23 protein-coding genes are annotated in these 22116 nt (G+C 65.0%); 13 read left to right on the top strand and 10 right to left on the bottom strand.

Annotated elements, in window-relative coordinates; genetic code table 11:
• Window positions 1–170: 170 nt before the first annotated feature.
• From H3H45_RS05110 to H3H45_RS05100, 3 genes are read left to right on the top strand one after another with little or no spacing between them, the layout of a single operon-like run.
• Window positions 171–1457 carry an NAD(P)/FAD-dependent oxidoreductase gene (locus tag H3H45_RS05110; RefSeq protein ID WP_182832631.1) on the top strand — a complete coding sequence of 429 codons (1287 nt, stop codon included), beginning with the start codon at window positions 171–173 and terminating at the stop codon, window positions 1455–1457.
• A 26-nt stretch (window positions 1458–1483) separates the two neighbouring features.
• Complete coding sequence (locus H3H45_RS05105) at window positions 1484–2041, top strand: helix-turn-helix domain-containing protein (RefSeq protein ID WP_182832630.1); 558 nt, start codon at window positions 1484–1486, stop codon at window positions 2039–2041.
• 18 nt (window positions 2042–2059) lie between these two features.
• Window positions 2060–3412: a glutamine synthetase family protein gene (locus H3H45_RS05100; protein ID WP_182832629.1), complete on the top strand. Its 1353-nt coding sequence runs from the start codon at window positions 2060–2062 to the stop codon at window positions 3410–3412.
• A gap of 168 nt (window positions 3413–3580) precedes the next feature.
• On the opposite strand, the gene H3H45_RS05095 is transcribed toward H3H45_RS05100, so the two are convergent.
• The 7 genes from H3H45_RS05095 to H3H45_RS05065 form a co-directional block, all read right to left on the bottom strand.
• On the bottom strand, window positions 3581–4054 hold the full coding sequence (locus tag H3H45_RS05095; RefSeq protein WP_182832628.1) for a hypothetical protein: 474 nt from the start codon (window positions 4052–4054) through the stop codon (window positions 3581–3583).
• A 150-nt stretch (window positions 4055–4204) separates the two neighbouring features.
• Complete coding sequence (gene pbpG, locus H3H45_RS05090) at window positions 4205–5113, bottom strand: D-alanyl-D-alanine endopeptidase (protein WP_182832627.1); 909 nt, start codon at window positions 5111–5113, stop codon at window positions 4205–4207.
• Window positions 5114–5232: 119 nt separating this feature from the next.
• Window positions 5233–6051 carry a shikimate dehydrogenase gene (gene aroE, locus H3H45_RS05085; protein ID WP_182832626.1) on the bottom strand — a complete coding sequence of 273 codons (819 nt, stop codon included), beginning with the start codon at window positions 6049–6051 and terminating at the stop codon, window positions 5233–5235.
• Between the two features lie 150 nt (window positions 6052–6201).
• Entirely contained in the window at window positions 6202–7116 is a 915-nt protein-coding gene (hemF, locus tag H3H45_RS05080; protein WP_182832625.1) for an oxygen-dependent coproporphyrinogen oxidase, read from the bottom strand.
• Window positions 7117–7242: 126 nt separating this feature from the next.
• Entirely contained in the window at window positions 7243–7800 is a 558-nt protein-coding gene (locus tag H3H45_RS05075) for an L-threonylcarbamoyladenylate synthase (protein ID WP_182832624.1), read from the bottom strand.
• Between the two features lie 42 nt (window positions 7801–7842).
• A complete protein-coding gene (gene dprA / locus H3H45_RS05070; protein ID WP_182832623.1) occupies window positions 7843–8931 on the bottom strand; it encodes a DNA-processing protein DprA in 1089 nt (362 codons plus the stop codon).
• Window positions 8932–9003: 72 nt separating this feature from the next.
• Window positions 9004–10029: a LysM peptidoglycan-binding domain-containing protein gene (locus tag H3H45_RS05065; RefSeq protein WP_182832622.1), complete on the bottom strand. Its 1026-nt coding sequence runs from the start codon at window positions 10027–10029 to the stop codon at window positions 9004–9006.
• Window positions 10030–10162: 133 nt separating this feature from the next.
• Here H3H45_RS05065 and def point away from each other — a divergent pair, with 133 nt between their 5' ends.
• The 5 genes from def to H3H45_RS05040 are packed head-to-tail and all read left to right on the top strand — an operon-like array spanning window position 10163 to window position 14705.
• The gene (gene def, locus H3H45_RS05060) at window positions 10163–10669 is read left to right on the top strand and encodes a peptide deformylase (protein ID WP_182832621.1); all 507 of its coding nucleotides are present in this window, start codon (window positions 10163–10165) and stop codon (window positions 10667–10669) included.
• A gap of 59 nt (window positions 10670–10728) precedes the next feature.
• Complete coding sequence (gene fmt, locus H3H45_RS05055) at window positions 10729–11661, top strand: methionyl-tRNA formyltransferase (RefSeq protein ID WP_182832620.1); 933 nt, start codon at window positions 10729–10731, stop codon at window positions 11659–11661.
• On the top strand, window positions 11658–12971 hold the full coding sequence (rsmB, locus tag H3H45_RS05050; RefSeq protein ID WP_182832619.1) for a 16S rRNA (cytosine(967)-C(5))-methyltransferase RsmB: 1314 nt from the start codon (window positions 11658–11660) through the stop codon (window positions 12969–12971). The genes fmt and rsmB overlap by 4 nt, the downstream gene beginning before the upstream one ends.
• Window positions 12972–12982: 11 nt before the next feature.
• Window positions 12983–14356, top strand: coding sequence for a Trk system potassium transporter TrkA (gene trkA, locus H3H45_RS05045; RefSeq protein ID WP_182832618.1), 1374 nt, complete (start codon window positions 12983–12985; stop codon window positions 14354–14356).
• Window positions 14357–14372: 16 nt separating this feature from the next.
• Window positions 14373–14705, top strand: a complete 333-nt coding sequence (locus H3H45_RS05040) for a tetratricopeptide repeat protein (RefSeq protein WP_182832617.1) — start codon at window positions 14373–14375, stop codon at window positions 14703–14705.
• A gap of 229 nt (window positions 14706–14934) precedes the next feature.
• Here H3H45_RS05040 and H3H45_RS05035 read toward each other — a convergent pair whose 3' ends face one another.
• From H3H45_RS05035 to H3H45_RS05025, 3 genes are read right to left on the bottom strand one after another with little or no spacing between them, the layout of a single operon-like run.
• Window positions 14935–15201, bottom strand: coding sequence for a PilZ domain-containing protein (locus H3H45_RS05035; protein WP_182832616.1), 267 nt, complete (start codon window positions 15199–15201; stop codon window positions 14935–14937).
• Between the two features lie 60 nt (window positions 15202–15261).
• Window positions 15262–16149 (bottom strand): lysophospholipid acyltransferase, encoded by an 888-nt coding sequence (locus tag H3H45_RS05030; protein WP_182832615.1) that lies wholly within the window; start codon window positions 16147–16149, stop codon window positions 15262–15264.
• A gap of 55 nt (window positions 16150–16204) precedes the next feature.
• Complete coding sequence (locus H3H45_RS05025) at window positions 16205–16756, bottom strand: DNA-3-methyladenine glycosylase I (protein ID WP_182832614.1); 552 nt, start codon at window positions 16754–16756, stop codon at window positions 16205–16207.
• A 165-nt stretch (window positions 16757–16921) separates the two neighbouring features.
• Here H3H45_RS05025 and glyQ point away from each other — a divergent pair, with 165 nt between their 5' ends.
• The 5 genes from glyQ (at window position 16922) to H3H45_RS05000 (ending at window position 22098) form a co-directional block, all read left to right on the top strand.
• Window positions 16922–17869, top strand: a complete 948-nt coding sequence (gene glyQ / locus H3H45_RS05020) for a glycine--tRNA ligase subunit alpha (protein WP_182832613.1) — start codon at window positions 16922–16924, stop codon at window positions 17867–17869.
• Window positions 17869–19923 carry a glycine--tRNA ligase subunit beta gene (gene glyS, locus H3H45_RS05015; RefSeq protein ID WP_182832612.1) on the top strand — a complete coding sequence of 685 codons (2055 nt, stop codon included), beginning with the start codon at window positions 17869–17871 and terminating at the stop codon, window positions 19921–19923. Before glyQ ends, glyS begins: the two co-directional genes overlap by 1 nt.
• Before the next feature lie 3 nt (window positions 19924–19926).
• Window positions 19927–20457 carry a D-glycero-beta-D-manno-heptose 1,7-bisphosphate 7-phosphatase gene (gene gmhB, locus H3H45_RS05010; protein ID WP_182832611.1) on the top strand — a complete coding sequence of 177 codons (531 nt, stop codon included), beginning with the start codon at window positions 19927–19929 and terminating at the stop codon, window positions 20455–20457.
• A gap of 15 nt (window positions 20458–20472) precedes the next feature.
• Window positions 20473–21246, top strand: coding sequence for a lysophospholipid acyltransferase family protein (locus H3H45_RS05005; RefSeq protein ID WP_182832610.1), 774 nt, complete (start codon window positions 20473–20475; stop codon window positions 21244–21246).
• A gap of 237 nt (window positions 21247–21483) precedes the next feature.
• Window positions 21484–22098 carry a CDP-alcohol phosphatidyltransferase family protein gene (locus H3H45_RS05000; protein ID WP_182832609.1) on the top strand — a complete coding sequence of 205 codons (615 nt, stop codon included), beginning with the start codon at window positions 21484–21486 and terminating at the stop codon, window positions 22096–22098.
• Window positions 22099–22116: the final 18 nt, after the last annotated feature.

Raw genomic sequence — 22116 nt, 5'->3', positions numbered from 1 at the left:
GCCCCTGCATGCGCCAGCCAACGGCATGTCGCATTACTCTGCAAGTAGCCACTGGTGATGTCGTCCGCTGGCGTCAGGGTTCGGCGCGGAAATAACCCCGGACTTGGCCTTGTGAATTTTATCGTGTAGATTTTCATGAACTTTCAAATAAGAAATTTCACGAGGCTTCCATGTTCAAGCAATCCGCGCAGCACGTCGGCACCTACTACGCCGCCACCTATGGCGAGATTCCGCTGCGCGCGCGCCTGGAAGGTCGTGAAGACGCGCAGATCCTGATTATCGGTGGCGGTTTCAGCGGACTGCATACCGCCCTGCGCCTGGCTCTGGCCGGCAAGAAAGTCGTGCTGCTGGAGGCCAGCCGCCTGGCCTGGGCCGCTTCCGGGCGCAACGGCGGCCAGGCGCTGCCAGGCTGGTCCTGTGATATGCCGCCGTTCGAGAAGGCGCTCGGCCTGGAGCGTGCCCGCCAGCTGTGGGACAGCATGACCTGGGCCGCCAAGGAAATGCGCGAGCTACCCGAGCGCCACGGCTTCGATATCGATTACCGCACTGGTGCCATTTACACCGCAGTGTTGCCGCGCCGCGTGCGCCTGCTGCAGGAAAACCTCGAAGAGGCGAGCGAGAAATATGGCTACCAGCAGCTGAGCTTTATCCCCAAGCAGGACCTGCCCAAGTGGATTGCCAGCCCGCGCTATCTGGCCGCCCTGCATGACGCTGGCGCCGCCCACCTCAACCCGCTGAAACTGGCACAGGGCCTGGCCGACGCCATCGAGAAGGCCGGCGGACGCATCTTCGAGCAGAGCAAGGTGCTCGACTACCGCGAGACCGCCGCGGGTTATGTGGCGCGTACCGAACATGGCGAAGTACGCGGCGACGTGCTGGTGCTGGCCTGCAACGCCTACATCGACCGCCTCGACCCCGTGCTGTCCAAGCGCCTGCTGCCAGTCGGTTCCTACCAGGTGGCCACCGCGCCGCTGAACCCGGAGCTGGCGCGCTCGCTGTTCCCGCAAGGTACCTGCGCCATCGACAACCAGTTCGTCCCCGATTATTTCCGCGTCACCCCGGACAACCGCCTGCTGTTCGGCGGCGGCTGCACCTACCTGGGCGGCATCCCGGCGGACGTGCCTGCGGCCACCCGGCCCTACCTGGAGCGGGTCTTCCCGCAGCTGCGCGGGGTGCAGATCGACTACGGCTGGGGCGGCCATATCGACTGCACCATGCACCGCACCCCGGACGTCGGCCGTCAGGGCCAGAAGTACTGGCTGCAGGGCTTCTCCGGCCACGGCATCCTGCCGACCCTGGCCGCCGCCCGCGCGGTCAGCGATGCGATCCTCGGCGACGAACAACTGCTCGGCCTGTACCAGGGCCTGAGCAACCCGCGCTTCCCCGGTGGCGACCTGCTGGCCGCCCCGATCGAGGCCGTCGGCAAAGCCTGGTACCGTCTGCGCGACACGATCTGAACCGGGCTCCGCAAAAGGGAAAAACCATGGACATGCAGGATGAAATCGAAGGGCTGGCGATCCTGGTGCGCGACCTGCGCAAGCACAAGAACGTCACCCTCAACGAACTGGCCGAGCGCATCGGCCGCTCGGTGGGCTTCCTGTCCCAGGTCGAGCGCGGTTTGTCGCGCCCGACCGTGGCCGACCTCACCGCCATCAGCGAAGCGCTGGGCGTGCCGACCACCTATTTCTATAACCCAGGCAAGCCGCGCGCGGTGCGCTGGGTGACACGGCCGGACGAGCGACGCACTCTTTATTACGCCGGTGGCATCACCGACGTGCTGGCCTCGCCGACCATGTCCGGCGGCTTTTCCATGCTCGAAAGCTTTCTGGAACCCGGCGCCACCAGCGGCGAAGGCCATCTGAACGACAGCTCCGAACAGGGCGGTTTCGTCCTAGAAGGCGAGCTGACAGTCTGGTATGGCGACGACGCCGAACCGGTCACCCTCGGCCCACGTGACAGCTTCCAGCTGCCGCCGCATGCGCAGTTCCGCTACGCCAACCTCACCGATTTCCCCACAAGAGTGCTCTGGGTCTTCACCTGACCCGCGCAGATAGCCACCATGACAACAACAACGAAATTCCCCGATCTGCTCAGCGAAGTACGTGCCTTCCGCGCGGCCAACCCCGACGTGCGCTACGTCGAACTGATCTGCCTGGATATTCCCGGGCACTTCTATGGCAAGCGCTACCCCATGGACATGCTGGAAAAGGTCGCCGCCGGCGGCCCGTTGAAAGTGCCGCAGAACTGCGTGCTGCTCGGCGCCCAGGGCGGCCTGCACCCGATTGGCGACTACTGCTTCAACGACGGCGACCCGGATGCGCCGCGCCGCCTGATCCCCGGCACCCTCAAGCCGGTGCGCTGGGAAAAGCAGCCGATGGGGCAGATGCTGATCAGCTCCGACGGCACCGAGGCACCGATCGAATTCGAGCCGCGCGAAGTGCTCGCCCGCGTGCTCAAGCGGCTGGAGGCCCGCGGCATCCGCCCGGTGGTGGCCTTCGAGCTGGAGTTCTACCTGTTCGACCGCAAGCTGGAAAATGGCCTGCCGCAGTTCCCCCGCGACCCGCTGACCGGCGACGCCGACGACCAGCCGAACATGCACATCGAACGCCTGACGCGCTTCTCCGAGGTGCTGCATGAAACCGTGGAGGCGGCGCGGGAGCAGGGCGTGGATGCCAACGTGATCACCGCCGAACTCGGCCCCGGTCAGTTCGAGATCAACTTCGCCCACTGCGACGACGGCCTGCACGCCGCCGACCAGGCCGCGCTGTTCTGCCGCAGCACCCGCGGCGTGGCCATGCAGCATGGCTACCGCGCCAGCTTCATGAGTAAGCCCTACCTGGACGCGCCGGGCAGCGGCATGCACGTGCATGTCAGTCTCTACGACCAGGAAGGCCGCAACCTGCTCGACGGCGACCAGCAGCGCCCGCTGCGCCACGCCGTGGCCGGCTGCCTGGAGCTGCTGCCGCACTGCATGCCGATCTTCGCCGCCAACCACAATGCCTTCCGCCGCTACGGCGCCATGGTCAACTCGGCGAGCAAGGCCAGCTGGGGCTTCGAGGACCGCGATGCATGCATCCGCATCCCCGAGTCGGACGGCAAGAACCTGCGCATCGAGCACCGTCTGGCCGGCGCCGACGCCAACCCCTACCTGGTGCTGGCGGCCATCCTCAGCGGCATGGAATACGGCCTGGACCAGGCCCGCGAACCTATCCCCTCGCTCAACGAAGACCGCCGCAGCGGCATCGACTTCCCCAAGGACATGCTGACCGCCGTGGCGGCGATGGCCTCCCATGAGGTGGTCAAGGACAAGCTGGGCAGCGAGTTCGTCTTCGTCTACTGCGAGAACAAGCGCCAGGACCATCTGGACTTCATGAACGAGGTCAGCGCGCGGGAGTATCGCTGGTTCCTGTAAGCCAGTAGCGGTCATCCCCTAAGGGGTAGCCCGGATGCAATCCGGGGGGAGGGTGACCTGCCTTCCCGTATTGCATCCGGCTAGGCCATACAAGCCACCCTCCAGACGCAGTGCAACCGGAGAGCGCAGCTCGGAGGAGCCTTGATCGCGCCACTTCATACCGTGGCTTCAACCCTCAGTGGGCCGCACATTTCGCCAGTCGCGCCAGAGCACCCAGACCATCAGGCCAACAGCCAGCACACGCAGCCACATCGCCAGCGTGGTGTCCCAGGACAGCAGCCCCCAACTACTGAGGATGTAGGTCCAGTCGTGGTCACCACCGCCCACCAGCGGCAGCTCCTGACGCCGTGCATCGGCCATGTAGCGCGCGACATTCAACAGGTTCTCGGCGAACCAGATCAGGCACAGGTGGTAACCGCCGATCTGTTGCTGACGGCGTAGCTGCCAGGCTGCCGTCAACGGCAAGAGCAACTGCATGAACGTGCCGCCGTAGACCATCAGCCGCGAGGAAACCAGGCCGAACAACGGGTGGCCAGCCTCATGAAAGGCCAGGTTGGCCGAATCGAGGATGGGCACCCAGCCCTCACGGACGTGAAAGAACAGCAACAGGCCAGCGAAGGCGGCAAGGGCAAGGGTACGCATGGATGCTCGATAGTCCCGGTGACGGCAGCGATGGGGGGCAGATTGCCACAGCGCAGGAATAAACCGCACCCGTCATGCTCGGCCTTCACCCGGAAAACAAAAAAGCCCGGCAACCAAGGCCGGGCTTTTTACTCATCCAGCAGGGCGCCGTTACTGCGCCGCCTGCACCAGGCGCGCTCGCTCGGCCTGCTTCTGTTTCTTGTAGGCCAGCGCCGCCGGGGCGACCGCAGTCACCTGACCGGTCTCCAGCCAGCGCTTGAGGCGGTTGGCATCGGCCATGTGGGTGTATTTGCCGAAGGCATCCAGCACCACGAAGGCCACCGGCTTGCCGGCCATCTGCGTGCGCATCACCAGGCAATGGCCGGCGGCGTTGGTGAAGCCGGTCTTGGTCAGCTGGATGCTCCAGTTCGGCTTGTGCACCAGGCTGTTGGTGTTGCGGAAACCCAGGCTGTAGCGAGGCTTGGCGAATACCTGGACGCGCTCGCGGGTGCTGCTGAACTGGCCGATCAGCGGGTATTGGCCGCTGGCCTTGATCAGCTTGACCAGGTCATTGGCGGTGGACAGGTTGCCCTCCGAGAGGCCGGTCGGTTCGGTATAGCGGGTACGGGTCATGCCCAGGGCGCGGGCCTTGGCGTTCATCGCCGTGACGAAGGCCGGCACACCGCCCGGATAGTGGTGGGCGAGGCTGGCAGCGGCGCGGTTCTCCGAGGACATCAGGGTCAGCAGCAGCATGTCGCGGCGGCTCAGCTGGCTGCCGACCCGCACCCGCGAATAGACGCCGCGCATCTCGTGGACATCCTTGATGACGATGGGCAGTTGCTGGTCCAGCGGCAGCTTGGCATCCAGGGTGACCATGGCAGTCATCAGCTTGGTCACCGAGGCGATCGGCACCTGCAGGTCAGGGTTGCTGGAGTAGAGAATCTGATTAGTGTTGAGATCGACCAGCAGGGCACTGCCGGAGGCCAGTTCCTGGGTCTTGGGTGCCGCCTGCAGAGCAGGGCTGGCAACGAGGGTCAGGCAAGCCAGCAGCAGGCCGGCGAGGGAGAAAGCTTTGTTCACGAAGTCGGTCCGCGCAGTGGAATGGTGCCTAGGCGGTCCCTGCCGGCTGATGGCGAAAGTATAAGTGCGCGCCGCGCCTCAGGCGAGCGCGGCCGCTCTACGGCGGCACAGATGACATATCAGCCCAGCTGGCGGCGCAACTCCGCAAGCACCGGCGCGCTGTCCGGACGCACGCCGCGCCAGAGGCAGAAGGCCTCGGCCGCCTGTTCCACCAGCATGCCCAGACCGTCGATGCAGCGCGCGGCGCCATGCTCGGCGGCCCAGCGATTGAAGGCGGTCGGCTCCTTGCCGTACATCATGTCGTAGCAGACCGTGTGACCAGGACGGATCAGCCCCGGCTCGATCGGCGGCAGCTCGCCGGCCAGCGAGGCCGAGGTGCCGTTGATGATCAGGTCGACCGGCTCGCTGAGCCAGTCGAAGCCACTGGCAGCCACCGGCCCGAGGTCGGCGAACTCGTGGGCCAGTTGCTCGGCCTTGGCCACGGTGCGGTTGGCGATCACCAGGGCCTGCGGCTCATGCGCCAGGATCGGCGCCAGCACGCCACGCACGGCGCCGCCGGCGCCGAGCAGGAGGATGCGCTTGCCTGCCAGGTCGAGCCCGGCATTCACCGTGAGGTCGCGCACCAGGCCGGCGCCGTCGGTGTTGTCGCCGAGCAGACGGCCGTCGTCGAGCTTCTTCAGGGTATTCACCGCACCAGCGCGGCGCGCCCGTTCGCTCAGTTCATCGGCCAGGCGATAGGCCTCTTCCTTGAATGGCACGGTGACGTTGCCGCCCTTGCCCTCGCTGAAGAAAGCGCGGGCAAACCCGGCGAAATCATCCAGCGGCGCCAGCAGGGCTTCGTAGCTCAGCGCCTGGCCGGTCTGCGCAGCAAAGAGGCGATGGATCAGCGGCGACTTGCTGTGGCCTATGGGGTTGCCGAAGACGCCGTAGCGGTCCATGGAGTGTCCTTCTGTTTGATGGCGGGCGTGGAAATACGCGGGTTCAGCTCTGCTCCCCTCGCCCATTTATGGGAGAGGGGCCGGGGGAGAGGGCAATGGCAAGCTCGCCCTCTCCCCAACCCTCTCCCGCAAGCGGGAGAGGGAGCAGCCCTACGCGCCGGCCAGCCAATCGCGATCCTGCAGGAAATACTCGGTCAGGCGTGCTTCCTCGCTGCCCGGCTGCGGTTTCCAGTCATAGCCCCAGCGCACCTGCGGCGGCAGGGACATGAGGATCGACTCGGTACGCCCGCCCGACTGCAAACCGAACAGGGTGCCACGGTCGAACACCAGGTTGAACTCGACGTAGCGGCCGCGGCGATAGGCCTGGAACTCGCGCTGCGCTTCGGTGAACGGGGTAGCCTTGCGCCGTTGCACGATGGGCAGATAGGCGTCGATGTAGGCATCGCCGATGGCGCGCAGGAAGGCGAAGCTGGTGTCGAAGTCCCACTGGTTAAGGTCGTCGAAGAACAGCCCGCCGATGCCACGCGGCTCGCCGCGGTGCTTGAGGTGGAAGTAACGGTCGCACCATTCCTTGTACTTCGGGTAGACCTCGGCACCGAACGGTGCACAGGCGGCGCGGGCCACCTGATGCCAGTGCACGCAGTCTTCCTCGTTGCCGTAGTAAGGGGTGAGGTCGAAGCCGCCGCCGAACCACCACACCGACTCTTCACCTTCCTTCTCGGCACTGAAGAAGCGCACGTTGGCGTGAGAGGTCGGCACGTGCGGGTTTTCCGGGTGGATCACCAGGGACACGCCCATGGCCTCGAAACCGCGCCCGGCCAGTTCCGGACGGTGGGCGCTGGCCGATGGCGGCAGACTATCGCCGAACACGTGGGAGAAGTTGACCCCGCCCTTCTCGATCAGTGCGCCGTTCTCGATCACCCGGGTGCGGCCGCCGCCACCGGCCGGCCTGTCCCAGCTGTCCTCGAAGAAGCGGGTGCCACCATCCTCGGCTTCAAGGGCGGCGCAGATACGGTCTTGCAGGTCGAGCAGGTAGGCCTTCACGGCCTGGGTACGGTCACTCACGGCAGTCATCCGGACGAGCTGGAAAGGGCGCAAGCATAACATCGTCGCCTCGGCTGCAGACTTGACAGCGATCAGTCCGCACGCCTGCGCCGGCTTTCTGTGCAGGAGGTCAGGTGCGTCCAGGTTCTAAGACGGACGCACCACGTCACCGCTGCGTAAGTCACGGATCAGGCTGGGATTGCGCCGGCCACCCAGAGCACCGCCGAGCACGCCGTCGAGCTGCTGGTGGAAATACTGCTCGACACGCAGGCGCGATCGGGCGGACGGGCGTCCGGCGGGGTTGGCCGAGGTCGAGACCAGCGGGCCGGTGAGGGCGCAGAGGTCACGCACCAGCGGGTGATCGCTGACGCGCAGGGCCACCGTGTCGTGCTGGCCGCTGATCCACTCGGGCAACAGACCCTGGTGCGGCACCAGCCAGGTGTTCGGCCCCGGCCAGGTGCTGGCCAGACGGTCGATCCAGCGCTCGGGCAGGTCGTCGAGGAGAAAATCGAACTGGCGAATATTGTCTGCCACCAGGATCAGGCCCTTGTGCACCGGGCGATCCTTGAGTGCCAGCAGGCGCTCCACGGCCATTTCGTTCCACGGGTCGCAGCCCAGCCCCCAGACGGCCTCGGTCGGATAGGCGATCACGCCACCCTCGCGCACAATGCGCGCCATACGCTGTACCCGCCAACTGCTGTGCATGCTTACCCCCGGAGCGATTTGTTGCCGGCGAGTTTACCCAGCTCAGCCGGCGCGCGGTACCCAGCGCCCCGCCTCGCAGACGACCCGCCCTTCCAGCTCCAGCTCGGTGAGCAGCGCCAGGGTTTCGCCCATGCTCAAGCCGCAGGCACGTGCCAGGCTCTCGCTGTTCTGCGGCGCGGCACGCAGGTGCAGCAGCAGGGGATGTTCGTCGACCGGATCTGCAGCCGGAGCAGGCGGCACGCTCTGCCAGCCGCGCAAGGCTTCGAGGATATGCTCGATGCTTTCCACCAGGATGGCACCATCGCGGATCATCTGATGGCAACCGCGCGCGCCCGGATGATGGATCGAGCCTGGAATCGCATAGACCTCGCGGCCCTGTTCGGCGGCCAGTTTGGCGGTGATCAGCGAACCACTGGAGGGACTGGCTTCGACCACCAGCACCCCGAGCGACAGGCCGCTGATGATGCGGTTGCGCCGGGGAAAGTTGCTGGCTTGCGGCGGGCAATCCAGCGGCAGTTCGGAGACCAGCGCGCCGCCACCTTCGACAATCCGCGTGGCTAGGCTGAAATGCCGCTGTGGGTAGAGCCTGCGCAGGCCGGTGCCGAGCACCGCCACCGTCTGGCCGTTGCCATCCAGCGCGCCCTGATGCGCCGCACCATCGATGCCCAAGGCCAGACCGCTGGTGATCACAAAACCACCCCCGGCCAGGCTGCGGGCGAAGGCGTGCGCCGTATCCAGCCCTGGCCGTGAGGCGCGCCGACTGCCGACCATGGCCAATTGTGGTCGTTCGAGAATGCTCGGATCACCGGCGACGAACAGCAGCGGCGGCGCATCGGGCAGTTCGCCCAGCAGGGCCGGGTAGTCCGGTTGCCCCCAGAGCAGCAGGTGCTGACCTGGCTGCTCCAGCCAGGCCAGCGCCTGCGCCGCGCGGTCACGAATCAGCGCGCTGCGGCGTGGCTCGGCACAGCCGTCCGGCAAGCCCAGCGAACGCCAGGCAGCAGCCGGCGCGCTCAGGGCAGCGGAGGCCGAGCCAAAGGCATCGAGCAAACGACGGAAACGCCGGGGGCCCAGTTCGGGCAGGCAATGCAGGCGCAGACGCGCCTCGAGTTCAGCAGGAGAGAGTGCTGGCATGACGATCATCCTTGATCGGGTGACGCGGGCGGCGCAGAAAGCAGAACCCCCGCAGAGCGGGGGTTCCGGGTATTACGGGTTCTTCACCTTGTCCATCAGCGCCAGGTCACGGGTGGCGTACAACACCAGGCCGTAACTGAGCTTCTCGTAGGTACGGAACACCATCAGCAGACCGGCACGCTCGTCCGGAATCTTCACCGACTCACCGGTGATGCGATCACGTACGGTTTCGCCGGTCTTGTACAGGGCCAGCACGTTGCCTTCGACAAGGCCATCGATCTTGCCCTTGTTGATCGTCACCACGTCGTACTGACCGACACGAGCTACGCCGCGCGGTACGTCGAGGATCACACCATTGACGTCGGTCACCGGCTCGCTGGGCATGAAGGTCGAATTGATCGCGCGTTCTTCGGTGGGGAACAGGCGATCCCCCAGGCGCACTTCCTGAGTCGAGCGGCTCAGGCTGACGGTAGCGATATCGCCTTCCTGGGCTACCACTTCACCGCTACCGATGTCATCGGCGTTGATACCGAGGAATTCCTTGGTTTCCGGATCGGTGTAGATCTTGCCCTGGCGGAAGATGCCATACACCGACTCGGTCTGGTCGAAGGCGCCACGGGCATAGAGACGGTCACCCGCGCCACTGACCACGCGCTCGGCATTACCGGCCACCACATAGGGCTGCTTGGCGAAGTCTGCTTCGCTATCGACGATGCGATTGCTCAGCAGGAAGCTGTTGATCGCCTCCAGCGGAATGGTCGGAATCGCCTGGGCGATCGGCGTGCTGCGCACCTGCGGCGACAGCTTGATGGTACCGCGCGACTCGCCGCGGTTGAGTACCAGACGCGGCTGGCCGTCAACGTAGACCAGGCTCAGGGTATCGCCCGGATAGATCAGATGCGGGTTTTCGATCTGTGGGTTGGCATGCCACAGTTCCGGCCACTTCCAGGGCTGGCTGAGGAACTTGCCAGAGATATCCCAGAGTGTGTCGCCCTTGACCACGGTATAGCGGTCCGGGTGACCTTCCTTGAGTTGCACTTCTGCCTGGGCTAGACCGCCAACGGCGAGAAGCAGCAGGGCGAGTAGTGATTTCCTCATGCGGTGAATCCCTTTATTATGTGGCTGGCGCCTGTAAGCCGCAGAATACGTGGCTTCAAAGCCGTTTTTCAAAGCTGTTCATCATCTTAGCAGCGGTTTTTGACTTTATTCCACAAGTGCATCACAAACATCTATGGCGATTCTCAACATCCTCGAATTTCCCGACTCGCGCCTGCGCACCATTGCCAAGCCGGTCACCGTATTCGACGAAGCACTGCACAAGCTGATCGACGACATGTTCGAGACCATGTACGCCGCGCCCGGTATCGGCCTGGCCGCGACCCAGGTCAACGTACACAAGCGTCTGGTGGTGATGGACCTGTCCGAGGACAAATCCGAACCGCGGGTATTCATCAACCCTGAGTTCGAATCCCTCACCGAGCAGATGGATCAGTACCAGGAAGGCTGCCTGTCGGTGCCCGGCTTCTATGAAAATGTAGACCGTCCGCAGAAAGTGCGGATCAAGGCCCAGGATCGTGACGGCAAGCCCTACGAACTGATCGCCGAAGGCCTGCTGGCGGTGTGCATCCAGCACGAGTGCGATCACCTCAACGGCAAGCTGTTCGTTGACTACCTGTCCAGCCTCAAGCGCGACCGGATCAAGAAGAAGCTGGAAAAACAGCACCGCCAGCAAGCTTGACCCCGATCTCCAAAGGCTTGCCCCGGCAAGCCTTTTTCTTTTCCAGCAGTGAGTGATCCATGCGTATCGTCTTTGCCGGCACCCCGGAATTCGCCGCCCAGCACCTGCAGGCCCTACTCGACGCCGGCCGCCAGATCGTCGCCGTCTACACCCAGCCGGACCGCCCGGCCGGGCGCGGACAGAAGCTCGCGCCCAGCCCGGTCAAGCAACTCGCTCTGCAACATGGGATTGCCGTGTACCAGCCGCAGACCCTACGTGACCCGGTCGCCCAGGCCGAACTGGCCGCGCTCAAGCCGGACCTGATGGTGGTGGTGGCCTACGGCCTGATCCTGCCGCAGGTGGTGCTGGACACCCCGCGCCTGGGCTGCATCAACAGCCATGCCTCCTTGCTGCCACGCTGGCGTGGCGCCGCGCCGATCCAGCGCGCGGTGCAGGCCGGCGATGCCAGCTCGGGCGTCACCGTGATGCAGATGGAAGCCGGGCTGGATACTGGGCCGATGCTGCTCAAAGTCAGTACCACCATCACCGCCGACGACACCGGCGGCAGCCTGCACGACCGCCTGGCCCTGCTCGGTTCGGCTGCAGTGGTCGAAGCGGTGGGCAAGCTGGCCGCCGGCGAGCTGCGCGGCGAAGTGCAGGACGACAGCCAGGCCACCTACGCCCACAAGCTGAACAAGGACGAGGCGCGCCTCGACTGGAGCCGCCCGGCCGATGAGCTGGAACGCCTGGTGCGCGCCTTCAACCCCTGGCCGATTTGCCACAGCACGCTGCATGGCGAGCCGCTCAAGGTGCTGGCTGCACAGCTGGGCGAAGGCGCCGGCCAGCCCGGACAGATCCTCGCCGCCAGCAAGGACGGCCTGACCGTAGCCTGCGGTGTTGGCGCCCTGCGCCTGACCCGACTGCAGCTGCCCGGCGGCAAGCCGCTGAACTTCGCCGACCTGTACAACAGTCGCCGCGAGCAGTTCGCCGCCGGCCTGGTGCTGGGACAATGAACCCACGCCTGGCCGCCGCCCGTGCCCTGGCCGCCGTACTGAATGGCAAGGCCTCGTTGGGCAGCAGCCTGCCGCCACTGCTGGACAAGGTCGAGGCGCGCGACCGCGGCCTGGCCCAGGACCTGGCCTTCGGCGCCGCGCGCTGGCAACCGCGCCTGGCCCTGCTGCTGGACAAGCTGCTGCAAAAACCGTTCAAGGCCGCCGACCGCGACGTCGAGGCCCTGCTGCTGATCGGTCTGTACCAGCTGTTCTACACGCGCATCCCGGCCCACGCGGCAATCGGCGAAACGGTGGCCTGCGTCGACAAGTTGAAGAAGTCCTCGCTCAAGGGCCTGCTCAACGCCGTGCTACGCAATGCCCAGCGCGACGGCGAAGCGCTGTGCGCCAGCCTGGACAAGGACCCGGTGCTGCACACTGCCCACCCGCGCTGGCTGCAGAAACGCCTGAAGGCCGACTGGCCCGAACACTGGCAGACCATCTGCGCCGCTAACAACGAGCACCCGCCTTTGCTGCTGCGGGTCAACCGTCGCCACGGCAACCGCGATACCTATCTCGCCGAACTACAGGCCGCCGGCTTCGATGCCATGCCATGCAGCTTCAGCCGCGACGGTATCCGCCTGCTCGCGCCGTGCGACGTGAAGACCTTGCCGGGCTTTATGGAGGGTCGCCTCAGCGTGCAGGACGAAGCTGCCCAGCTGGCCGCCGAGCTGCTTGATCTGGCCCCCGGCCAACGGGTGCTGGATGCCTGCGCCGCGCCGGGCGGCAAGACCTGTCACCTGCTGGAGGTCGAGCCGGACCTCTGCGAAGTGGTCGCCGTCGACCTGGAATCGAGCCGCCTGCTGCGGGTGCGTGAAAACCTCGACCGCCTTGGCCTGCAGGCCACCCTGATCGCCGCCGACGGCCGCGACACCGCCAGTTGGTGGGACGGCAAGCCGTTCCAGCGCATCCTGCTGGACGCGCCCTGCTCGGCCACCGGAGTGATCCGCCGGCATCCGGATATCAAGCTGACCCGTCAGGCCGACGACATCGCGGCCCTGGCGCAGTTGCAGGGCGAACTGCTGGATGCCCTGTGGCCGACCCTGGACGTCGGCGGTGTGCTGCTCTACGCCACCTGCTCAGTGCTGCCGCAGGAAAACAGTGACAACATCGCCGCCTTCCTCGCCCGTACCCCCGGTGCTCGCGAACTGGCCATTGCCGGCGCCTTCGGCGTGCCGTCGCCCCATGGCCGCCAGTTGCTACCGCAAATCGACGGCCACGACGGCTTCTACTATGCCAAGCTGATAAAAATCGCCGCCTCAGCGCGCGGCTAACGGAGCGATCAGTGAAGATCATCATTCTCGGTGCCGGCCAGGTCGGCGGCACATTGGCGGAACACCTGGCCGGCGAGGCCAACGACATCACCGTGGTCGACACCGATGCCGATCGCCTGCGCGACCTCGGCGACCGCCTGGATATCCGCACCGTGGTCGGCCGCGGCTCCTTCCCCACCGTGCTGCGCCAGGCCGGTGCCGACGACGCCGACATGCTGGTGGCGGTGACCAACAGCGACGAAGTCAACATGATCGCCTGTCAGGTCGCCTACACCCTGTTTCACACGCCGACCAAGATCGCCCGTGTGCGCGAAGCCGCCTACCTGACCCGTACCGGTCTGTTCGACAACGAGGCGATCCCGGTCGACGTGCTGATCAGCCCCGAGCAGGTAGTGACCAACTACATCAAGCGCCTGATCGAATACCCCGGCGCCCTGCAGGTCATCGACTTCGCCGAGGGCAAGGCCCAGCTGGTGGCGGTCAAGGCCTACTACGGTGGTCCGCTGGTCGGCCAGCAGCTCAAGCAGCTGCGCCAGCACATGCCCAACGTCGACACCCGGGTGGCGGCGATCTTCCGCCGCAACCGGCCGATCATGCCGCAAGGCGACACGGTGATCGAAGCCGACGACGAGGTGTTCTTCATCGCCGCCAAGGCGCATATCCGCGCGGTAATGAGCGAAATGCGCCGCCTCGAAGACAGCTACAAGAAGGTGGTGATCGCCGGTGGCGGGCATATCGGCGAGCGCCTGGCCGAAGCCATCGAAAGCCGCTACCAGGTGAAGATCATCGAGATGAACCCGGCGCGCTGCCGCTACCTCTCAGAGAACCTGGAAAGCACCATCGTCCTGCAGGGCAGCGCCTCCGACCGCGACCTGCTGGTGGAAGAAAACATCAACGATGCCGACATCTTCCTCGCCCTGACCAACGACGACGAGGCCAACATCATGTCGTCCCTGCTGGCCAAGCGCCTGGGCGCTCGCAAGGTGATGACCATCATCAACAACCCGGCCTATGTCGACTTGGTCCAGGGCGGCGATATCGACATCGCCATCAGTCCGCAGCTGGCCACCATCGGCACCCTGCTGACCCACGTGCGCCGTGGCGATATCGAGAGCGTGCACTCGCTGCGCCGCGGTGCGGCGGAAGCCATCGAGGCCATCGCCCACGGCGACGCCAAATCGAGCAAGGTGGTTGGGCGGATGATCGAGGAGATCGCCCTGCCGCCAGGCACCACCATCGGCGCGATCATCCGCGACGAGGAAGTACTGATCGCCCACGACGACACCCTGATCGAATCGGGTGACCATGTGATCCTGTTCCTGGTCGACAAGAAGTACATCCGCGACGTCGAGCGCCTGTTCCAGGTAGGGTTGAGCTTCTTCTAAAAGCGAGCACACGCGCATGCTGGAATCCCTGGAAAAGCTGCTGGCCAAAGGCGTCGACAACGCCCTGCTGCGCTTCGGCCTGGGCAAGGGCTACCTCGACGCCGGCGAGCCGGCGCTGGCCGCCGAGCACCTGCAGAAGTGCCTGGGCTTCGACCCCAACTATTCGGCTGCGTGGAAGCTGCTGGGGCAGGCCTGCCAGCGCCAGGGCCTCGGCGAAGAAGCCCGCCAGGCCTGGCACAACGGCCTGGAAGTGGCGCGCAAGCGCGGCGACAAGCAGACGGAAAAGGAAATGCTGGTGTTTCTGCGGCGCCTTGAGAAAGCAGCCGGTCAGGACGGTGGAATCCAGTAAGGTCTGTACAGCGCTGCCGGAATAAGGTCCCAGAACCTGTTTAGGGTCTTTTGAGCTAGAGCCAGGCAAGGCGCAACGACCAACGGGAGTAACAGCCGCAGGCTGGCCCGAAGGGTAAGCGCCAGCGAATAAAGTGGGCGAGGACGCGGAGTTTACGAGCTGTAAATGAGCAGTCCGAGCCCAATTTCAACGCAGCATGGCCGACGATCAAGAGATCCTAAATAGGTTCTCAGTCGCGCTGGAAGATCAGCGCTACCCCACTGGGCTCGAAGCGCACCACTTCCATCTGCACCACCGGCGCCTCGATAGGCAGGCCTTGCACCTGACCACTGACCCGCTCGCCGATCTGCAGCAGGCGCTGGGCATCGTCGATCACCACGAACACGCCGCTATCGGAAATATCCCGGGTGGTCACCAGCATCTGGCCATGCACCGGATGGTCGATGCGCAGCTGGACCTTGAGCGGGGTGCGATTGTGCTCGCGCTTGTTGTCCATGCCTGTCCTGTCGTGAGCCGGTGATAAGTGTTCAGACGTTAATAGCTATCGGCCGCGGCATCAATACCACTTCTTCTCACCGGGCGGGCGCTTCTTGAAACGCTTCATGCTCCACATGTACTGGCTGGGGTAGGCCCGCACATAACGTTCGATAACCTGACTCATGGCCGCCACGCCTTCTTCCACGTTGTCGCTGTACATGCCTGCAGGCGCCGCTTCGAGTATCACCTTGTAGCCGGAGCCATCGTCCAGGCGCAGCGCGTGCAGGAACACACCCACCGCCTTGCCGCCAGTCAACATGCCCGGCACGAACTTGCTGGTCAGCGCCTGGGTGGCGCAGAAGGGCACGAACACGCCACTCGACAGGCTCGGCTCCGGGTCGGCCGGAATGCCTACGGCGCCGCCGCGACGCACTTCCTTGATCACGCTGAGAATGCCTTCCTTGGTCGAGGCCGCGACCTTGTTGCCCATTTGCACGCGCTGCTTTTGCAGCAACTCATCGACCGCCTTGAGCTTGGGCGGCCGGTAGAAAATGATCGGTTTGCACTGGGCGCAGTAGAAGTGGTTGAGCACCTCCCAGTTGCCCAGATGGCTGGTGATGCCGACCACGCCCTTGCCGGAAGCCAGCGCCGCTTGCAGCACCTCCAGGCCCTCAACTTCGCGCACCAGATCGATCGACTTCTGCGCCGGCCAGATCCACGCGCAGGCGCTTTCGGTGAAGGTGCGACCAATATCCATCAGCGCCCGACCGAGCAGTTGCTCCAGCTCGGCCGGTGACAGCTCGGGAAAGCACTTGGCCAGGTTGATTCGCGCCACCTCGCGTGAGCGATTGGGCAATTTCCACATCAACCAACCGATGGCGCCGCCTACTGCCTGCACGGCGCGCCAGGGCAGCAGGGCGAACAAGCGCAGAAAGCCGACGACCAGGGCGCCTTTGAACTTCTCCACGAGCAACTCCTGAGGGGAAAGAGGGCGGCCATTGTAGCGACTGCGCGCGTGGGGTTCAGCTGCGCAGTGCGTGGTAGCGATCACAGTCGGTGGTGTGGTCCATGACCATGCCGGCCGCCTGCATGTAGGCGTAGCAGATGGTCGGGCCGACGAAGGTGAAGCCGAGCTTCTTCAACGCCTTGCTCATCGCCTCGGCTTCCACGGTGACCGCTGGCACCTCGCCACGCCCGCTGAAATGGTTGATCTTCGGCCCCCCGCCGAAAAACGACCAGAGCAGCGCCACCGGATCTTCCAGCTCCAGCCAGGCCCGTGCATTCTGCCGCGCGGCCTTGAGCTTGAGGCGGTTACGGATGATGCCGGGGTCCTGCATCAAGTGCTCGATTTCCTCGTCACTCATCTGCGCCAGGCGCTGCACCTCAAAACCCCACAGCACTTCCCGGTAGCGCTCACGCTTCTTCAACACCGTGATCCATGACAGGCCGGCCTGGAAACCTTCCAGTAACAGCAGCTCGAACAGGCGCTGCGGATCGCGCAGCGGCACCCCCCATTCCTGGTCGTGATAGGCGATGTACAGCGGGTCGTCGTTGCACCAGAAGCAGCGTGGCATGGCATTCGAACCTGACGATGGAGGAAATCAAACTATAGCCAGAATACTGTACAAAAAAACAGCCTCCCAACCTCGTATCCACGCTGTGGGCCGCAGCCCTCAAGGGCGGGTTTGATCGGGTATACTGCGCGGCTTTACGAAATCGTTTCGCAACCGGTGAAATTCGTGAGCCAGACTAAGCCCGACGTGAGCACCTTCCAAGGCCTGATCCTTGCCCTTCAAAGTTACTGGGCCGAGCAGGGCTGTGTGATCCTGCAGCCCTACGACATGGAAATGGGTGCCGGCACCTTCCACACCGCCACCTTCCTGCGCGCCATCGGCCCGGAGACTTGGAACGCCGCCTACGTGCAGCCGTCCCGGCGTCCCGCCGACGGTCGCTACGGCGAGAACCCCAACCGTCTGCAGCATTACTACCAGTTCCAGGTGGTGCTCAAGCCGAACCCGGCGAACATCCAGGACCTGTACCTGGAATCGCTGCGCCGCATCGGCGTCGATACCCTGGTCCACGACATCCGCTTCGTCGAAGACAACTGGGAATCACCGACCCTCGGGGCCTGGGGCCTGGGCTGGGAAGTCTGGCTGAACGGCATGGAAGTCACCCAGTTCACCTACTTCCAGCAGGTCGGTGGCGTCGAGTGCTACCCGGTCACTGGCGAGATCACCTATGGCCTGGAACGCCTGGCCATGTACCTGCAGGGCGTCGACTCGGTATATGACCTGGTCTACTCCGACGGCCCGTTCGGCAAGGTCACCTACGGCGACGTGTTCCACCAGAACGAAGTGGAGCAGTCCACCTTCAACTTCGAACACGCCAACGTCGACAAGCTGTTCGACCTGTTCGACTTCTACGAAGCCGAAGCCAACCGCCTGATGGACCTGCAGCTGCCGCTGCCGGCCTACGAAATGGTGATCAAGGCCTCGCACAGCTTCAACCTGCTGGATGCCCGCCGCGCCATCTCGGTGACCGCGCGCCAGCAATACATCCTGCGCGTGCGCAGCCTGGCGCGGAACATCGCCCAGAGCTACCTGCTGGCCCGCGCCAAGCTCGGCTTCCCGATGGCCACCCCCGAACTGCGTGACGAAGTACTGGCGAAGCTGAAGGAGGCCGAATAATGAGCGCCCACGATTTCCTGGTTGAACTGGGCACCGAAGAGCTGCCACCGAAAGCCCTGAAAAGCCTCGGCGAAGCCTTCCTCGCCGGGGTCGAGAAGGGCCTCAAGGCTGCCGGCCTGAGCTACCAGAGCGCCCGCTACTATGCCGCGCCACGCCGCCTGGCCGTGCTGGTCGAGACCCTGGCCAGCCAGCAGCCGGATCGCACCGTCAACCTCGACGGCCCGCCCGTGCAGGCCGCCTTCGACAAGGACGGCAACCCGACCCAGGCCGCGCTGGGCTTCGCCAAGAAGTGTGGCGTCGAGCTGAGCCAGATCGATCAGAGCGGGCCGAAGCTGAAGTTCAGCCAATCCATCGCCGGGCAGAAGACCGTCAGCCTGCTGCCGGATATCGTCAGCGCCGCGCTGAACGACCTGCCGATTCCCAAGCGCATGCGCTGGGGTGCCGGCAAGACCGAATTCGTCCGTCCGAGCCAGTGGCTGGTGATGCTGTTCGGCCAACATGTGGTCGACTGCGAGATCCTCGCCCAGAAGGCCGGGCGCATGTCCCGCGGCCACCGCTTCCACGCCAACTTCGAGGTGGCGATCGAGAGCCCGGCCAGCTACTCCCATGACCTGCGCGGCGCCTTCGTGGTCGCCGACTTCGCCAAGCGCCGCGAGCAGATCGCCGCGCGCGTGGCGGAACTGGCCAAGGCCGAGAACGGCACGGCCATCGTGCCGCCGGCGCTGCTGGACGAAGTCACCGCCCTGGTCGAATGGCCGGTGCCGCTGGTCTGCTCCTTCGAGGAACGCTTCCTCGAAGTGCCGCAGGAAGCGCTGATCACCACCATGCAGGACAACCAGAAGTACTTCTGCCTGCTGGACGGCAACGGCAAGCTGCTGCCGCGCTTCATCACCGTGGCCAACATCGAGTCGAAAGACCCGGCGCAGATCGTTTCCGGCAACGAGAAAGTGGTGCGCCCGCGCCTGACCGACGCCGAGTTCTTCTTCAAGCAGGACAAGCGCCAGCCGCTGGAGCAGCGCAACGAGCGCCTGGCCAACGTGGTGTTCCAGGCCCAGCTCGGCAGCGTGTTCAACAAGGCCGAGCGGGTTTCCGCCCTGGCCAGTTTCATCGCCGCGCGCATCGGCGGTGACGCTACCCGCGCAGCGCGCGCCGGCATCCTCGCCAAGTGCGACCTGGCCAGCGAGATGGTCGGCGAGTTCCCGGAAATGCAGGGCATCGCCGGCTACTACTACGCCAAGCACGATGGCGAGCCAGAAGACGTGGCCCAGGCGCTGAACGAGCAGTACATGCCGCGCGGCGCCGGCGCCGAACTGCCGCAGACCCTCACCGGCGCCGCCGTGGCCGTGGCCGACAAGCTCGACACCCTGGTCGGCATCTTCGGCATCGGCATGCTGCCCACCGGCTCCAAGGACCCCTACGCCCTGCGCCGTGCCGCCTTGGGCGTGCTGCGCATCCTGATCGAGAAGCAGCTGGACCTGGACCTGAGTGAAGCGATCGCCTTCGCCATCGGCCAGTATGCCGACAAGGTCAAGGCCGATGGCCTGGCCGCTCAGGTGCAGGACTTTATCTTCGACCGCCTGCGCGCGCGCTATGAAGACGAAGGCGTCGACGTCGCCGTGTACCAGGCCGTGCGCGCCCTCAATCCGACCGCGCCACTGGACTTCGACCAGCGCGTGCAGGCGGTGCAGGCCTTCCGCGCGCGCAGCGAAGCCGAGGCCCTGGCCGCGGCCAACAAGCGCGTGTCCAACCTGCTGGGCAAGTTCGACGGGCAAATCCCGGCCAGCGTCGACAACACCCTGCTCGAAGCCGGTGCCGAGCAGACCCTGGCCGCTGCCGTTGCCGCCGCCGAACAGGCCGTGGCCCCGCTGGCCGCAGCGCGCCGCTACCGTGAGGCGCTGGAGCAACTGGCCAGCCTGCGCGAGCCGGTCGATGCGTTCTTCGAGGCGGTGCTGGTCAACGCCGAGGATGCCGCCGTACGGGCCAACCGCTACGCCCTGCTGGCCAAGCTGCGCGGCCTGTTCCTCGGTGTCGCCGACATCTCGCTGCTGGGCTGATCGATGAAGCTGCTGATCCTCGACCGCGACGGCGTGATCAATTACGACTCCGACGCTTATATCAAGTCGCTGGATGAGTGGATTCCGTTGCCCGGTGCGGTCGAGGCCATCGCCCGCCTGAGCAAGGCAGGCTGGACAGTGGCTGTAGCCACCAACCAGTCCGGCTTGGCCCGCGGTTACTACGACCTGGCCACCCTCGACGCCATGCACGCACGCCTGCGTGAGCTGGTGGCGGAGCAGGGTGGTGAAGTCGGCCTGATCGTGCACTGTCCGCACGGCCCGGACGATGGCTGCACCTGCCGCAAGCCCAAGCCGGGCATGCTGCAGCAGATCGCCGCGCACTACGCCACGCCACTGGACGGTATCTGGTTCGTTGGCGACAGCCGTGGTGACCTCGACGCCGCGCTGGCCGTCCATTGCCAGCCCGTACTGGTGAAAACCGGCAAGGGCGAACGCACCCTGAGCAAACCATTGCCAGCGGGAACCCTGATATTCGATGATCTGGCGGCCATCGCCGATCAGCTTCTTCTCTAGAGAACTCGAGCCCCCATGACGACAGTGCAGGCCATCAGAACTTTCCTCTTCTACCTGCTGCTGTCCTCCAGCTCCTTCTTCTGGTGCATCCTCTGCGTGTTCATCGCGCCGTTTCTGCCGTTTCGCGCGCGCTACCGTTTCGTCATCCAGGCCTGGTGCCGCTGCGCCACCTGGCTGGCAAAAACCGTGGTGGGCCTGCGCTACGAAGTCGAAGGCCTGGAGAACATCCCGCAGCAGCCTTGCGTGGTTCTCGCCAAGCACCAGAGCACCTGGGAAACCTTCTACCTGTCCGCGCTGTTCGAGCCGCTGTCGCAGGTGGTCAAGCGCGAGCTGCTCTATGTGCCGTTCTTCGGCTGGGCCATGGCCATGCTCAAGCCCATCGCCATCGACCGCAGCAATCCCAAGGCTGCGCTCAAGCAACTGGCCAAACAGGGCCATGAACGCCTGGGGCAGGGCGCCTGGGTGCTGATCTTCCCGGAAGGCACGCGCATCCCGCCGGGGCAGATCGGCAAGTTCTCCCGTGGCGGCACTTCGCTGGCGGTGAATGCCGGCCTGCCTGTGCTGCCGATTGCCCATAACGCCGGCGAGTTCTGGCCCAAGCACGGCTGGGCCAAGTACCCGGGCACCATCAAGGTGGTGATCGGCCCGGTGATGCATGCCGAAGGCAGCGGCCCACGAGCGATTGCCGAACTCAACGAGCGCGTCTTCGCCTGGGTGCAGCAGACCCAGCAGCGGATTTCTGGCGTGCCCATGCAGAGTACCGTGACAGAGACGCCCGAAACCGTCTGATGATTGCCAACTGTGGATAAGCTGTGGGCAAAATACCGGCAGAGTGCCATTACTCACTGCAAGTCATTGAATAAAATGGTTTTTAACTGATTTTCTGAACCATACGCGGCGGGGCATAAGTTTTTCCGAAAGCCCCGCCAAAGCCCGTAAATCCAGGCATTGCGCACGGCAGAGAACCGCCCAATACGGCTAAGCTTGGAGCTGACTGCCGGGCCCGCTAGAAAAGGAATTTCGTTCATGCTGTCGATCTACCAGCTCAAACCGCGTTTCCAGAATCTGCTGCGTCCCGGGGTCACCCGTCTGCATGCGCGAGGTGTCACCGCCAACCAGGTCACTCTGGCTGCCGGCATCGTTTCGCTGCTGCTCGGTGTGCTCCTCGCCGTCTTTATCAGCCACGTCTGGCTGTTCGCCCTGATCCCGCTGTGGATGCTGCTGCGCATGGCGCTGAATGCCGTGGATGGCATGCTCGCCCGCGAGTTCGGCCAGCAATCCAAGCTCGGCGCCTACCTCAATGAGTTGTGCGACGTGATCGCCGACAGCGCCCTGTACCTGCCGTTCGCCCTGCTGCCGGGCGTTTCACCACTGCTGGTGGTGCTGGTGGTGCTGTTCGCCGTTATCAGCGAATACGCCGGCGTGCTCGGCCCGATGGTCGGCGCCGGACGGCGCTACGACGGGCCCATGGGCAAGAGCGACCGCGCCTTCTGCTTCGGCGTGCTGGGCGCCGGTGTGGCGTGCGGGCTGCTGGCGGCGTCTTGGATAAACGGGCTGCTGGCGGTGATTCTGGCCCTGTTGCTGTACACCCTGTTCAACCGCGTACGCCAAGGTCTGGCCGAGGCGACACAACCCTCCTGATCGGAATAAGGATATTTC

It is taken from the genome of Aquipseudomonas guryensis (assembly GCF_014164785.1).
GTDB classification, from domain to species: Bacteria; Pseudomonadota; Gammaproteobacteria; order Pseudomonadales; family Pseudomonadaceae; genus Aquipseudomonas; species Aquipseudomonas guryensis.
The sequence above is the reverse complement of the archived record's forward strand: the minus strand, read 5'-3'. Positions and strand labels throughout refer to the sequence as shown.